The sequence below is a fragment of the Mycobacterium ahvazicum genome, assembly GCF_900176255.2.
GTDB lineage: Bacteria > Actinomycetota > Actinomycetes > Mycobacteriales > Mycobacteriaceae > Mycobacterium > Mycobacterium ahvazicum.
Window position 1 is genome coordinate 845,412 of record NZ_FXEG02000003.1, and the last position, 13,750, is coordinate 859,161.

A 13,750-nucleotide genomic window follows, 5' to 3' on the forward strand; every position below is an offset into this window, starting at 1 on the left:
GAGCGTCCCGACGGACCCGTCCACGTAGCACTATGCCCGCAACCTTTTCTTATTTCAATGACCATTGAAAAAACGGCTGGTTTGATCTACCGTTCTCCTAGGAAGTCAGATGAACGGAGTCGTCATGTCAGGTCTAGCCACAAAGATCGTCGTCGCGGCGGTCCTCGCGTTCACCGCCGTCGCCGCGACCGGATGCGTTCCCACCGCGGCCAGCGTTGAACCGCCACTCGGGGTTGCAGCGGGATAATCTGCACCACCCCGAATATCGTTGCAGTACTTCGTAATACAGGAACAGCCAACCTCTGGTCCTGCCCCGCCGTCGATCGGGCGTTCACCTGCCGGGTGCTACCTGGCGGGTGAACGCCCGCACCCGCTGACCATTTCGCGTCGGGGTGACCGTCACAAAATCCACCATGCCGACTCTCAGCCGGCAGCGGTTTGAGCCCACTCCAACAGCCCATCCACGTTGAGCTGAGGCTGTATTCCTGCGGTGCCCGCCAGACCTGGTGTGCTGCTCAGCCCGGCTAACACGGGCAACGCTCCCGCCGTGCCAGACGACGTGGCGACGACCGGGGCCACGGCGGGGCCGGTGATGACGGTGCCGGAGTTGACGGCGATGACGGATCCGCTGGCGAGGGGGACGTTGGTACCGGCGCCGACTGCGGTGATGGAGCCGCTCGGGACGGTGAAAGTACCAGCGGCGCCCGAGGAGCCAGACAGGACGGTGAAGGTTCCGCTGTCGACGACGCCCGGAACGCCGAAGGAAGCATCGGTGCCGGCGTCGAAGGTAAAGGAAAGTCCGCCGTTGATATTGAAAGTGACGGTCACCTGGGTGACGGCCAAGAACTCGGAATGTGCCGCGAATGTGACCGGGTAGCCGTTGCCGGCGGTGGCGGTGACGCCGATGTCGAGGACGGCTCCGCCGGGCGCGACGTTGGCGGCGCTACCAGCAGGGAGGACGGGGTCGCCGGTGCTGGCGGTCGTGGCGAGTTGCTGGGAGCTGGTTTGTGCGCTGAGTTGCGCCAGTGATTGGGTGCGGGCGCCGGTGGTGTTGGCGGCGGCCTGCGCCACCGCGCTGGATTGGTCACCCGGCCCCGCCGGGTTGGTGGTCTGGGGCGGGTCGTCAAAGGTGGTCAGGGTGCTGGCGATTTCGGAGTCGGCCGCATAGCCGTACATGGCGGTGGCGTCCTGAACCCACATCTGCATGTACTGCGCCTCGGTCGCCGGGCGTGTCTCATTGACTGTGTAAGTGGTTGGGCCTGAATGGTGGGTGACCACCAGACAGGAGTTCTCAGTTGTCTCAATCTGACTCGCCCAGGGACGTTGCGGCTGCCAAGCTGGCCGAGCTGTTGCCGGCGGCGGCGGTGGATGCTTTGTTGGCCGATGCCGAGGCCTCGGGCACGCCGATCGATGGTCCTGACGGACTGTTGGCGCAGATGACCAAGGCGGTGCTCGAACGCGCTTTGGATGTCGAGATCGCCGATCACCTGGGCTATGAGCACGGCGATCCGGCCGGTTATGGCTCGGGTAACTCCCGCAACGGGCGTGGCCGCAAGACCGTGTTGACCACGGCCGGGCCGGTCGAGCTCGAAGTGCCCCGGGACCGCAACGGCACCTTTAGCCCGGTGATCGTGCCCAAGCGTAAACGCCGCTTGGGCCAGGTCGAGGACATGATCTTGTCGCTGTACGCGCGGGGAATGTCCACGCGCGATATCACCGAGCATCTGGCCGAGGTCTACGGCGCCACCGTGTCAGCAGCCACCATCTCGCGAGTCACCGACGTCGTGACCGAGGAGATCGCCGCCTGGCAGTCCCGACCGGTCGATCCGGTCTATCCGATCCGGTATATCGACGCCAGCCGCCTCAAAATCCGCGACTCCGGGGTGGTGGCCAACAAGGCCGCCCACGTGGTCATCGGCGTCGATATCGACGGCATCAAGCAGGTCCTGGGGATCTGGATCCAGCAGAGCGAAGGCGCGAAGTTCTGGCACGGGGTGCTCACCGAGCTGCGCAACCGCGGGTGTCGCGACGCGCTGTTCGTGTGCTGCGACGGGTTGAGCGGGCTACCCGAATCGATCGCGGCGGTGTGGCCAGCCGCGGGGATCCAGACCTGCGTGGTGCACCTGCTGCGCTCCTCGCTGCGCTATGCCTCCTACACCGAGCGCCGCAAGATGGCCGCCGCGATGCGTCCGATCTACACCGCGCCCACCGAAGAGGCCGCCAAACTCGCCCTCGAGGACTTTCGCGCCCAATGGAAAACCAAATCGCCCGGTGCGGTAGCCGTATGGGATCGCGCCTGGGCCGAATTCGTGCCGTTTCTAGCGTTCCCCGTCGAGATCCGCAAGATTATCTACACCACCAACGCCGTCGAGTCGCTCAACTATCAACTCCGCAAGGTCACCAAGGCCCGCGGCTCGTTCCCCTCGGACGCCGCCGCCCTAAAACTGCTCTACCTGGCCATCCGCAACATCAACCAGAAACGAGGATCCCCCGGACCAGGAACCTACCGCTGGACCGAAGCCCTGAACACCTTCGCCATCCAATCCCCCGACCGACTCCCCCTATGACCCCAAAGATAAACGGCTACAACAACTTACACAGTTATCTTGACACGCCCGCCTGGCGGCGTGCCCGCCGCGGTGTTCTGCCCGAAGAAATTGGTAGCGACCAGCGCGATCAACTGCGCCCGGTTGACCGCGATCACCGGCGGCGGCACCGTCATCGCGAACGCCGCCTCATAAGCCGCCGCCGCCGCGGAGGCCTGAACCCCGGTCTGCGCGGCCTGCGCCGCGGCGGTAGACAGCCACTGCACATACGGTGTGGCCGCGGCGCTCATCAGCACCGACGACGGACCCGACCAGGCCTGACCGGTCACCCCGGCCAGCTGCGCCGCATAACCGCTGGCGGCCGACTCGAGCTGGGCGGCCAATGCGTCCCACCCCGCCGCGGCCGCCAACAACGGCCCCGACCCGGCACCGGCATACATGAGCCCGGAATTGACCTCCGGAGGCAGCAACGCAAAATCCATCAGTCCCGACCTTTCGCGTGCACCACGATTTGTCTACCTTCAGCCGGCAATCGTTTCAGCCCACTCCAGCAGCCCATCCACATTGAGCTGAGGCTGAATGGCCGCGGTGCCCGCCAGGCCCGGCGCGGCCAGCCCGCCCAACGGGGCGGCCCCCACTGCGCTCGACGAGCTCGGGACGATGGGAGTGGCGGAGGCGACGGTGACCGAGCCGAACGCGTTGGTGATGGACGCGCCCGCGGGGCCGGCGATGGCGGTGGCGGTGTTTGCGAAGGTCTGGACGGCGGTCTGCCCCACACCGGCACCGGGGAGTGTGGCGGAGCCGTTGACGAGGGTGACCAGGACCTCCTGGAACGACGCGGGAGTCAGCACGACGGGGTTGGCTCCGGCAGTGAAGTCAACGCCTTCCGGAATCAGAACACCGTCCGCGGAGCAGTCGATGATCGTGTGAATTGTGCTGCCGGGGTTCATAATTACCGAGCCGTAGGTGATGAGGTTAGTGCCAGGGCCGGTGACTGTGATCTCGCCGCTATTGATCAACATGCCCGTGTCGGTACCGAGGGTGATGGTGTTGCCCGGCGACACGGTCACGGTCTGGTCCGGAGCAACAGGCCCGGTGAAGTCGGTGGTGGCGGAGCTCAGCGAGTGCATCGTGGCATTGCTGGTGGCCACCTGCCGTGTCGCGTCGCCGGTCGTCTGCGCCGTTGTCTGCGCCATCGTCTGGGCCTGGGCATCCTGCCCCGCCGGGTTGGTGGTCTGGGGCGGATCGTCAAAGGTGGTCAGGGTGCTGGCGATTTCGGAGTCGGCCGCGTAGCCGTACATGGCGGTGGCGTCCTGAACCCACATCTCCCCGTACTGCGCCTCGGTCGCCGCGATCGCCGCGGTGTTCTGCCCGAAGAAATTGGTGGCGACCAGGGCTATCAGCTGTGCCCGGTTGGCCGCGATCACCGGCGGCGGCACCGTCATCGCAAACGCGGCCTCATAAGCCGCCGCCGCCGCGGAGGCCTGAACCCCGGTCTGCGCGGCCTGCGCCGCGGCGGTAGACAGCCACTGCACATACGGTGTGGCCGCGGCGCTCATCAACACCGACGACGGACCCGACCACGCCTGACCGGTCAACCCGGCCAGCTGCGCCGCATAACCGCTGGCGGCCGACTCGAGCTGGGCGGCCAATGCGTCCCACCCCGCCGCGGCCGCCAACAACGGCCCCGACCCGGCACCGGCATACATGAGCCCGGAATTGACCTCCGGAGGCAGCAACGCAAAATCCATGTCGTCAGTCCTCCCGGGCGCGAAGGGATTATTTCAATAATCATTGAATATTTTTTCAACGGCCATAGAATAACCGCCACCGTGGCCGGGCGCCAGCAAAACGACGTAAACGTCGGGTGACAGCAAGCGCCGGCCGACCCGATGTCACGGTCGCGACACGAATCTTAAAGTAACCTCAGAAATCTCTTATTTTTCTTAATTTTCGTGTAGCGTATCGCTGCATGGGTTCGACAATGCTCGGCATCGACTCGCCGCACCGGCTCGGCGAACACGCGGTCGTACTGGGCGCCGGAATGGCGGGTTTACTTGCGGCGCGCGTACTTTCGGAGTTCTACGACTCGGTCAGCGTGGTCGAGAGGGACAGGTTGCCCGACTACCCGTGCCATCGCAGGGGTATCCCCCAGGGCCGCCATGTGCATAACTTCCACAGCCGCGGCCTGCAGGTGCTGGAGGAATTGTTTCCCGGGCTGTTAGCGGACCTCGCCCGAGCCGGGGCGGTCGTCGTCGACGACGGCGAGCTGTCGAATTTCTATGTGCGCGTCGGGCGTTATGAGTTCAAGCGGTCCGGCAGATTCGCCGATCCGGACGCACTGGCGCTCTGCCTGGCAAGCCGGCCGTTCGTGGAATTTCATCTGCGCCGACGCGTCAAGGCGTTGGCCAACGTCACGTTCCTCGACGGACACGACGTCGCCGAACTGGTCAACACCTCAGACATCGTCAATGGGGTGCGAATCATCAGGCGCTACAACGGTTTTGTCACGACACTGGACGCCGATCTGGTGGTGGACGCGATGGGCCGGGCCGCGCGCACCCCGGCGTTTTTAGAACGGCTGGGTTTCCCACGGCCCACCGAGGACCGGCAAGTGTCCAGGCTTGGCTACTCGAGCCAACACATAAGTGCCCCCGAGGGATCCATCGCCCAGCGGCTGGTGCTGTTCAATCCGGGTGACGGCAAGCCCGGCGGCCTGTTGCTGGCCTGCGAGCACGACACCTGGATGCTGGCGATCGGCCAGCACACCGAATCCGCAGAGCTGCCAACCGATTTCGCAGAGATGCTCGAGCTGGCCGCGCCGTCCCTCCCCCCGGCCGTCGTCGAGGGTCTGCGCCAAGCGCACCCCATCGGGGAAGCCGTCACCTATCGCCACGCCGCCGCGGTCTGGCGGCGCTACGACCAGATGCCCCGCTTCCCTTCGGGTCTGCTGGTGATCGGCGACGCGCTCTGCAGCCTCGACCCAACCCACGGTCAGGGCATGACGATTGCCGCGCTGGAAGCGCTGACCCTGCGCGAGTGCCTGAGCTCCGGCGGCAATACGGCCCTTGCGCCACGCTATTTTCGCGCCACTGCGCGCTACATCGGGGCGACCTGGGTCGCCAATCAGGCCCGGTCGCGAGTCCCTTCCCCGACTCGCGACCGAAAATCCGTCAGAGCACGGCTGCAGGGCCGGCTCTCCAACGCGGCCCTGAACGCCGCCGCCCATGACGTCGTGCTGACCGAACGCTTCTTTCGCGTTTCGAACTTCGTCGACCCGCCGTCGCGGCTGCGCGATCCCGCCCTGCTGCCCCGCATCCTGTGGGGAAACCTGCGGGCGCGATTTTCCCGGAGCAGAAATCGTGCGGCCGCGGCTTCGGTTGTGCCGCAACGGGAGCGGCTTGCTGCGCGAAGCTAGTCGCGCAGCATCTCGGCGACCAGGAACGCCAGCTCCAGCGACTGCTGGGTGTTCAGCCGCGGGTCGCACGCCGTTTCGTAACGGCCGCCCAGATCGTGATCCGAAATGTCTTGTGCCCCACCCAGACACTCGGTGACGTCCTCGCCGGTGATCTCGACGTGGATGCCGCCGGGATGGGTGCCCAGCGCGCGGTGCACCTCGAAGAAGCCCTGCACCTCGTCGACGATGCGGTCGAAGTGCCGGGTCTTGTACCCGGTGGACGACTCATGGGTGTTGCCGTGCATCGGGTCGCACTGCCAGATCACCTGGTGACCGGTGGCCTGCACCTTCTCGATGATCGGCGGCAGCAGGTCGCGGACCTTGTTGTTGCCCATCCGGCTGACCAGCGTGAGCCGGCCCGGCTTGTTGTGCGGGTCGAGACGCTCGACGTACTCCATCGCCAGCTCGGGCGTCATCGTCGGGCCGAGCTTGACGCCGATCGGGTTCGCGATCACCTCCGCGAACGCGACGTGCGCGCCGTCGAGCTGGCGGGTCCGCTCCCCGATCCACACCGTGTGCGCCGACAAGTCGTAGAGCTGCGGGTCGCCGTCTTCACTTTCCGACAGCCGCAGCATCGCGCGCTCGTAGTCGAGCACCAGAGCCTCGTGGCTGGCGTAGATCTCGGCGGTCTGCAGATTGCGGTCGGCCACGCCGCACGCGCTCATGAAGCTCAGCGCGCGGTCGATTTCGGCCGCCAACGCCTCGTACCGGGCACCCGCCGGCGAGGTGCGGACGAACTCCCGGTTCCAGTCGTGCACCCCGTGCAGCGAAGCCAGCCCCGACGACGTCAGCGCCCGCATCAGGTTCATCGCGGCGCTGGCGTTGGCGTAGGCACGGATCAGCCGAGACGGGTCGTGCACGCGCGCAGCGCCATCCGGGGCGAAGCCGTTAATCATGTCGCCGCGGTAGGACTTCAGGCCCAGCGCGTCGATATCGGCCGACCGGGGCTTGGCGTACTGACCCGCGATGCGGGCCACCTTGACCACCGGCAGGCTGGCGCCGTAGGTCAGCACCACCGCCATCTGCAGCAGGGTGCGCACGTTGCCCCGGATGTGTGGCTCGGTGTTGTCGACGAACGTCTCCGCGCAGTCGCCGCCCTGCAGCAGGAAGGCTTCACCCTTGGCGACCTGGGCGAGTTGGTCTTGCAGCCGCACGACTTCGGACGGCACCGTCACCGGCGGAACGCTTTCCAGAACCGTGCGCATCGCGGCGGCCTGCTCGTCGGGCCACGACGGTTGCTGCGCGGCAGGCTTAGCCAATGCAGCGTCCAGCCGCGTCCGCAGGTCAGCGGGCAGCGGCGGCAGCGCCGGCAGCTGGTCGATCGGTACGTCGACGGTCCAGTTCATCGGTCCATGATATCTGTGGCCAGCCAGGGCCAAGGCCATTCGTCAGTCGGGCTGGGGCTGCTTTGCAGGACGCTCACGCGCCCGCATCGTCGCCGGACACTATCAGCCGGAACCGGCGCATCTGATCGCGGGCATCCACCAGCGCATCGTGCACGTCGCGGTGTCGCGGGGGCAGCCGCGGCGATCCCCGGTCCTCCCAGAGCTGGCGCAGCTCCCGGGTGAAGCGCGGAATGGCTTTGGGCAGTCCCGGCATCGGCCCCCACAGCTGGCACAGCGCGACATGGTCGTAGGCCGCCACCCAGGCCCACAGCTCGATCGGTTCGGCGGCCTGGCCGCCGGAAATGCCGAAGAAAGCTTCCAGGTCGTGGCGAATCTGCTTGCGCGAGCGCCACAGCTGCGAGGCGGGCGGCGGCAGCTTGGGCAGCACGTTGGCGCGCACCCAGACCCCGGCGCGTTCGGGATCGAATTCGGTGGACACGGCGTAGTACTCGCGGCCGTCTTCGGCGACCACCCCGATCGAGACCAGCTCGATGGTGCGGCCGTCCTCGATGAATTCGGTGTCGTAGAAGTACCGCACTCCGAAAGGCTAGCTGCCGATCAGGATGGGTTCGGTTCCCTCGGGCGGCCGTGCGGCGTGAACGTCGTGGTCGAGCTGGGCGTCGACCAGACGTTCGTCGGGCAGCCGCGGCGTGCCGGCGATCGCGCACTGCAGCCACAGCTTGGCCTGCACGACGGGCCGGCGCCATTTACGTTCCCGCTGCAACGCGCGCCGCATCTTGTCCGGCGCCGCGGTGTATCGCCAGCGCGCCCACGGCGCATGCGGACGCGACAGCCGGATCGCCCCGATGACCAGCAAGACCACGATGAACATGCCGAGCAGACCGGTCCACACCTTGCCCTTGAGCACCACCACCACCGCCAGCGGCAGCGTCATCACCATCGTGGCGACCACCGCGGCATGCCAGACGAACGAGTCGGTGCCGTGCCAGAACGGAAAGAAGAACGTCAACGGGTGCAGCCCCATGATCAGCAACCCGGCTACCGCCACGGCGGCGAACACCGCGTCCACCGAGCTGCGGCCGTCCTCTTCCCAGTAGACGTCGGATAGGTGCAGGATCAGCGCGTACTCGTCGAGCACCAACGCCGCGCCGATACCGAAAAATATTGCGGACAGCGTGTTTTCGGGCTCCTGCCCGTTGACCGACAACGCCACCAGCGACACTCCGGAAATCATCACCAGCACCACCCCGAACGTCACGTGGTGGATGTGCACTCCCCCGACGTGGACGTTGCGCGGTTGCCACCAGCGGGCCGGGCGCCCGGACGCGACCCGGTGCCGGATGAAGCGCACGAAAGTCCGGGTGACGAAGAAGGTCAGGATGAAGGCGACCAGGCAGCAGAGCAGGGGAAGCCGGCCGCCGTGGACGATGTCGTGCGAGAACCAGTGGGCCACCCTGGGCGCGAACCATCGCAACACGCTTGCAACCTACGCCCGCACCTGTCCGCGGCGCGGGAGCCGCGCTGCGCGGCATCGCGGCCATCGACACCGATTACGCTGATGGACAACATGAGTAATTCGCAGGCGCCCGTTGTGGGCAGCCGACCGGGGCGGGCGTTGTTGTGGGGCGTGTTGTGGCTGCTGGCCGCGGCGGCCCTGGGCTACGCGGCCTGGGGCTTGTTCGCGCACACGCCGTACCGCATCGACATCGACATCTATCAAATGGGCGGCCAGACCTGGCTGGACGGACGTCCGCTGTACCGCGGCGACGTGTTGTTCCACACACCGATCGGGCTGAATCTGCCGTTCACCTACCCGCCGCTGGCCGCGATCGTGTTCTGCCCGTTCGCCTGGCTGCACATGCCGGCGGCCAGCGTCGCGATCACGGTGCTGACCCTGGTGCTGCTGATCGTGTCGACCGTCATCGTGCTGACCCGCCTCGACGTGTGGAACACCTCGACGGTGGTGCCCGGGCCGGCCTGGCTGCGCCGCTGGTGGCTGGCCGTCGTGGTGGTGGCGCCGGCCTCGATCTGGCTGGAGCCCATCGCCTCGAACTTCGCGTTCGGCCAGATCAACGTCGTGCTGATGACGCTGGTGATCGCCGACTGCGTGCCGCGCCGCACGCCCTGGCCGCGCGGGCTGCTGCTGGGGCTGGGCATGGCGCTCAAACTCACCCCCGCGGTGTTCCTGCTGTATTTCCTGGTGCGCCGCGACTTCCGCGCCGCACTGACGGCCATGACGTCGTTCGCGATCTGGACGCTCGTCGGGTTCATCCTGGCCTGGGACGACTCCTGGGAGTACTGGACGCACACGGTGCACCACACCGACCGGATCGGCTCCGCGGCGCTGAACACCGACCAGAACATCGCGGGTGCGCTGGCCCGCATCGGGCTTTCCGAGCACCTGCGTTTCCTGCTCTGGGTGGGCCTGTGCCTGGCCGTGCTGGCCTTGACCATCTGGGCGATGCGGCGGGTGTTGCAGGCCGGCGAGACGACGCTCGCGGTCATCTGCGTGGCCCTGTTCGGGCTGATGGTGTCGCCGGTGTCGTGGTCACACCACTGGGTCTGGGTGCTGCCGACGCTGCTGGTGACCGCGATCCTGGGCTGGCGGCGGCGCAACATCGCGCTGGCCGTCGTGACGCTGGCCGGAGTGGCGCTGACGTACATCGACTGGACACCGATCGAGCTGATGCCCAAGCACCATGAGGAGACCGCCAACTGGTGGCGTCAGCTGCTCGGGATGGGCTACGTGTGGTGGGCGCTGGCCGTGCTCGTCACGGTCGGACTCACGGTCACCGCCCGGGTCGCGGGTCGGGATTCGCAGGGGCGCAGTGATTCCGGCACCGGCCACGAGCTATTGCGCGACGTGAACGTCGCGACCTAGCCGGCAGCGGTCTCGGGGATCCGCGCGGCCTCGTCGTCCGGCCCCTGACCGTTGGAGTCGTTGCTGCGGTTCTTGACCGTCGCGGCGTAGACGTCGACGTACTCCTGACCGGACAGACCCATCAGCTCGTAGATGACCTCGTCGGCGACGGCCCGCTCGATGAACCGGTTACCGGCCAGGCCCTCGAATCGGGAGAAGTCCATCGGCTTGCCGAACCGGACCGTCACCTTGCCGAAGCGCAGCATCGTGGTGCCCGGCGGGTTGACGACGTCGGTGCCGATCATCGCGACCGGGATCACCGGCACCCCGGTCTCCAGCGCCAGCCGGGCCAGTCCGGTCTTGCCCTTGTACAGCCTGCCGTCGGGCGACCGGGTGCCCTCGGGGTACATGCCCATCAACTTGCCCTCGCCCAGCAGCCGCTGGGCGGTTTGCAGTGCGGCCTGTGCGGCGTCGGCGTTGGTGCGGTCGATCGGCACCTGGCCCACGGCGGTGAAAAACCAGCGGCTCAACCAGCCCTTGATTCCGGTGCCGGTGAAATATTCGGACTTCGCCAGGAAGGTGATGCGCCGCCGCACCACCAACGGCAAGAAGAAGCTGTCCATCACCGCGAGGTGGTTACTGGCCAAGATCGCCGGGCCCGTGCTCGGAACATATTGCAGGCCTTCGACTTTCGGCCGGCCAAGCAATTGCAGCAGCGGACCCAGGAGGATGTACTTGAATAGCCAGTACGCCATGGCCCTCCCTCTCGCCCGAAACCCGCCGGTGTTCTGCGCCAACTGTACCCATCCGCGACGGAGGGGACCACATTCAAACCCTGAGGATCAATCTTCGATTGTGACCGCGATGGGCTGGTAGCGAGTCCGCACCTGCGCCTCGCCCGCGGGGGCGCCCTCGGCCGCCGCCGCGCCGCCGGGCGGACCGTCCGGAGGCGGTGGCGGTGTTGGCCCGGACGACCGGTCGAGGTCGTCAACGATCGCGCGGATCACCTCGAGCAGCGCGATGCTGTGATCGGCGATCACGGTCAGCAGCGGGTGCTGATCGCCGGTCGCCAGCGCGGCCAGCGCGCACACCGGACACCAGATCTGCTGACACTTGCCGGTGCCGACGCCGTTGCCCGCGGTCATCGCCGCGGCCATGCGCACGGCGGGATCGATTCCGTTCAGAATCGCCTCGGCCAGTTTGCGTAGTTCGGGTGCGATATCGGGGTGCGGCTTGTTCACTTGGGCCACACCTCCGGATCTGGTCGAAAACGAACTGTCAGCTCACCGCCCCGCAGATGCGCGTCGAGCACCGTGCACCGCCGTAGTACCGACGCCAACCGAACCCGGCGCCGCAACCCGCCGGCGCTGATGATCAGGTCGTCGTCCACCCGGCCCAGGGACAGCGATCCGGGGTCGAGCTGGGGCAACGTTAGCCGCATCCGGTAGATCGACCCAAGTCCCGACCCCGACTCGAGATCCACAATAGGACGCAACGGTCCTGGTGGGGCGGCTCCACGCCGAAGACGCGCGCTGTCGAGCAACCCGCCCAGCGCCTTGGGTCCGATCGGCTCACCCGCCAAGTGCGGGGTCATCACGAGCGCCACGTCACCGATCGTGGCATCGAGCTCCTCGAGCACCGCGCGCTGCTCGGAGATCCGCTCGCCGTACCAGTAGAACGCCGGGTGCTCGGGCAGGTTGCGGTACTCGTAGGACTCGTCCTCGACCAGAACCTGGTTGATGATCAGCTCCTCGACCCGCACCCCCATCAGCGACAACGAGCCCAGCGTCCGGACCGCTTCGGCGGCCACCACGCGCTCGGGCGTCAGCACCAGGTGCGCGCTGACCAGATCCCCGTCGGTGAGCAGTGCGCTGAGCCGCTCGACGCTGGAGCTGATGCGTTCGATCAGCTCCACCACCGCGGCCGAGCGGGCGTCGTCGGCGGTGATGGACAGCCGGCGATGGCGCGGCCAGGCGCGCTCGACGTAGAGCCCGAACGTGGCCGGCAGCGTCAGCATGCGCAGCGCGTCCGCGGTCGAGGCGCAGTCGACGACGACGCGATCCCATCGTCCCGACGCCGCGAGTTCGCCGACCGCGTGCAGGCCGAGCACCTCCTGGATGCCCGGCAACGCCGAAAGTTCTTCGGGGGCAATACTACTCAGCTCGGAGTCGGGGAACCGGCGATCCAGCGCGGTGACCACCTCATGCCAGCGGGCCTCGAGCAGGGCTAACGTGTCCAGCGCCAGCGCGTCGAGCAATCCCGTCTCGGCGGCTCCCCCAGTTTCCAGGCCGGCAAGCACCCGAACCGGTTCGCCGCGTCCGTTCGGCGGGACCGGGATGCCGAGCACGTCGCCCAGCGAGTGCGCCTGGTCGGTTGAGACCACCAGCACGCGCTGCCCTTCGATCGCGTCACAGACCGCGGTGGCAGCAGCGAGGGTGGATTTTCCTACCCCACCCTTCCCCACGAAGAGGCTGATCCGGGCGCCGGTAACGGGCGGGGTGGGTGAAACGGACTCACTCAGCCTCGACTCGTTTCTTCAGATCCTTCAATGCGGTGTCGGTCAGCCGGCGCTCGGCCTTGCGCTTGAGCAACCCGATCATCGGGATGGCCAGATCGACCGAGAGTTCGTAGGTGACATCTGTCCCAGAATCCTTGGCCGCCAACCGATATGACCCTTCGAGCGAGCGCAGCAGCGAGCTGGAGACCAGGGTCCAGCTCAGCGACTTGTGATCGGCCGGCCACTGGTAGGACATCACCATGGTGTCCTTGATGACACCGGCGTCCATCACGAAGCGCACGGTCTTCGGGTAGCCGTCGGCCCCGCGCTCCTGAACCTCGGCTTCCTTATACTCCGAGATCCAGTCCGGGTACGAATCGATGTCGGCGATCACCTGCAACACCGTGCCGGGGTCTGCCTCGATGTGAATCGTCTGGGTCGTCTTTTCCGCCACCTGGCCGCTACCTTCTCTCCGCAAGGGGGCACACGCCGGTCCTCTCCGGTAGTACCCCGCCTTTGGACCGAAACGCTACTCTCCGGGCGAACCTTGACCGGAGTTAAGCTACCGGAGAAACGCCGACCGGTCGTGACCGTTCCACTGTCGCCTTGACCTCGAAAGCCATCTTCTTACCCGCCACCCGACGGCGGTGCGTCATTTTCGCCAAGTTCAGTTTGGCCAGCTGGTAGGCCGCCACGCCAGTGGGTTCGGCGTGCACAAAGTAGTGCAGCACCACCCCGTCCAGCGAGGGCTCCAGCCACACCTCCATCGTGCCGGTCAGCGCCCCGGTGACCGTCCAGCGAATTCCCTTTTCGGCCCGGTCCTCGACGACCTGTAGCCGCAGATCCGGCCACCACCGTCTCCAGCACGCCCGGTCGCCGATCGCGGCGCCGACCAGTGCACCGTCGGCGGCCACGTAGGTCTGGTCCGCGATCTGGATGCTGTGCATCGTGTCAGCTTCACATATCAATATCCGAGGCACGTCGCCGAGGGCGCACCGCAACAAAGCGGCCGCCCAACCGACTGCTTGGTTGCTGCGCGAATAC

General features: G+C 66.8%; 13 protein-coding genes and 2 pseudogenes. 4 read left to right on the forward strand and 11 right to left on the reverse strand.

Features of this window, described 5'->3' with window-relative positions; all coding sequences use genetic code 11:
* The first annotated feature begins 124 nt into the window (after window positions 1-124).
* Window positions 125-247, forward strand: a complete 123-nt coding sequence (locus MAAFP003_RS29940; protein WP_279304506.1) for a hypothetical protein — start codon at window positions 125-127, stop codon at window positions 245-247.
* A 176-nt stretch (window positions 248-423) separates the two neighbouring features.
* Here the strand turns inward: MAAFP003_RS29940 and MAAFP003_RS29945 are convergent, their stop codons facing one another.
* Window positions 424-1,278 (reverse strand): PPE domain-containing protein, encoded by an 855-nt coding sequence (locus tag MAAFP003_RS29945; RefSeq protein WP_423790905.1) that lies wholly within the window; start codon window positions 1,276-1,278, stop codon window positions 424-426.
* A gap of 59 nt (window positions 1,279-1,337) precedes the next feature.
* Between MAAFP003_RS29945 and MAAFP003_RS16645 the strand changes: the two genes are divergently transcribed.
* A complete protein-coding gene (locus MAAFP003_RS16645; protein ID WP_096291213.1) occupies window positions 1,338-2,567 on the forward strand; it encodes an IS256 family transposase in 1,230 nt (409 codons plus the stop codon).
* Between the two features lie 65 nt (window positions 2,568-2,632).
* On the opposite strand, the pseudogene MAAFP003_RS16650 reads toward MAAFP003_RS16645, so the two are convergent.
* Together MAAFP003_RS16650 and MAAFP003_RS29950 are read right to left on the reverse strand one after the other, a co-directional pair.
* Window positions 2,633-3,028 (reverse strand): annotated as a pseudogene (locus MAAFP003_RS16650) (PPE family protein); the annotation flags it as partial.
* A gap of 39 nt (window positions 3,029-3,067) precedes the next feature.
* Window positions 3,068-4,297 carry a PPE family protein gene (locus MAAFP003_RS29950; protein WP_096288616.1) on the reverse strand — a complete coding sequence of 410 codons (1,230 nt, stop codon included), beginning with the start codon at window positions 4,295-4,297 and terminating at the stop codon, window positions 3,068-3,070.
* A gap of 221 nt (window positions 4,298-4,518) precedes the next feature.
* On the opposite strand from MAAFP003_RS29950, the gene MAAFP003_RS16660 reads away from it, so the two are divergent.
* The gene (locus MAAFP003_RS16660; protein ID WP_096288618.1) at window positions 4,519-5,964 is read left to right on the forward strand and encodes an FAD-dependent oxidoreductase; all 1,446 of its coding nucleotides are present in this window, start codon (window positions 4,519-4,521) and stop codon (window positions 5,962-5,964) included.
* On the opposite strand, the gene MAAFP003_RS16665 is transcribed toward MAAFP003_RS16660, so the two are convergent.
* The 3 genes from MAAFP003_RS16665 to MAAFP003_RS16675 all read right to left on the reverse strand — a co-directional run bounded on the left by MAAFP003_RS16665 (window position 5,961) and on the right by MAAFP003_RS16675 (window position 8,802).
* Window positions 5,961-7,349, reverse strand: coding sequence for a class II 3-deoxy-7-phosphoheptulonate synthase (locus tag MAAFP003_RS16665; protein WP_096288620.1), 1,389 nt, complete (start codon window positions 7,347-7,349; stop codon window positions 5,961-5,963). The two genes, MAAFP003_RS16660 and MAAFP003_RS16665, sit on opposite strands and share 4 nt — an antisense overlap.
* A gap of 73 nt (window positions 7,350-7,422) precedes the next feature.
* Window positions 7,423-7,926: a polyadenylate-specific 3'-exoribonuclease AS gene (locus MAAFP003_RS16670; RefSeq protein ID WP_096288622.1), complete on the reverse strand. Its 504-nt coding sequence runs from the start codon at window positions 7,924-7,926 to the stop codon at window positions 7,423-7,425.
* A 9-nt stretch (window positions 7,927-7,935) separates the two neighbouring features.
* Complete coding sequence (locus MAAFP003_RS16675; RefSeq protein WP_096288624.1) at window positions 7,936-8,802, reverse strand: hypothetical protein; 867 nt, start codon at window positions 8,800-8,802, stop codon at window positions 7,936-7,938.
* A gap of 114 nt (window positions 8,803-8,916) precedes the next feature.
* On the opposite strand from MAAFP003_RS16675, the pseudogene MAAFP003_RS16680 reads away from it, so the two are divergent.
* Window positions 8,917-10,216, forward strand: a pseudogene (locus MAAFP003_RS16680) (glycosyltransferase 87 family protein).
* Window positions 10,217-10,226: 10 nt separating this feature from the next.
* On the opposite strand, the gene MAAFP003_RS16685 reads toward MAAFP003_RS16680, so the two are convergent.
* The 5 genes from MAAFP003_RS16685 to MAAFP003_RS16705 all read right to left on the reverse strand — a co-directional run bounded on the left by MAAFP003_RS16685 (window position 10,227) and on the right by MAAFP003_RS16705 (window position 13,653).
* Window positions 10,227-10,964, reverse strand: a complete 738-nt coding sequence (locus tag MAAFP003_RS16685) for a lysophospholipid acyltransferase family protein (RefSeq protein ID WP_096288626.1) — start codon at window positions 10,962-10,964, stop codon at window positions 10,227-10,229.
* Between the two features lie 87 nt (window positions 10,965-11,051).
* Window positions 11,052-11,450 (reverse strand): hypothetical protein, encoded by a 399-nt coding sequence (locus MAAFP003_RS16690; protein ID WP_096288628.1) that lies wholly within the window; start codon window positions 11,448-11,450, stop codon window positions 11,052-11,054.
* Window positions 11,447-12,730: an ArsA family ATPase gene (locus MAAFP003_RS16695; RefSeq protein WP_207768577.1), complete on the reverse strand. Its 1,284-nt coding sequence runs from the start codon at window positions 12,728-12,730 to the stop codon at window positions 11,447-11,449. The genes MAAFP003_RS16690 and MAAFP003_RS16695 overlap by 4 nt, the downstream gene beginning before the upstream one ends.
* A complete protein-coding gene (locus MAAFP003_RS16700) occupies window positions 12,723-13,160 on the reverse strand; it encodes an SRPBCC family protein (protein WP_096288632.1) in 438 nt (145 codons plus the stop codon). The genes MAAFP003_RS16695 and MAAFP003_RS16700 overlap by 8 nt, the downstream gene beginning before the upstream one ends.
* A 103-nt stretch (window positions 13,161-13,263) precedes the next feature.
* Window positions 13,264-13,653 (reverse strand): polyketide cyclase / dehydrase and lipid transport, encoded by a 390-nt coding sequence (locus MAAFP003_RS16705; protein WP_096288634.1) that lies wholly within the window; start codon window positions 13,651-13,653, stop codon window positions 13,264-13,266.
* Window positions 13,654-13,750: the final 97 nt, after the last annotated feature.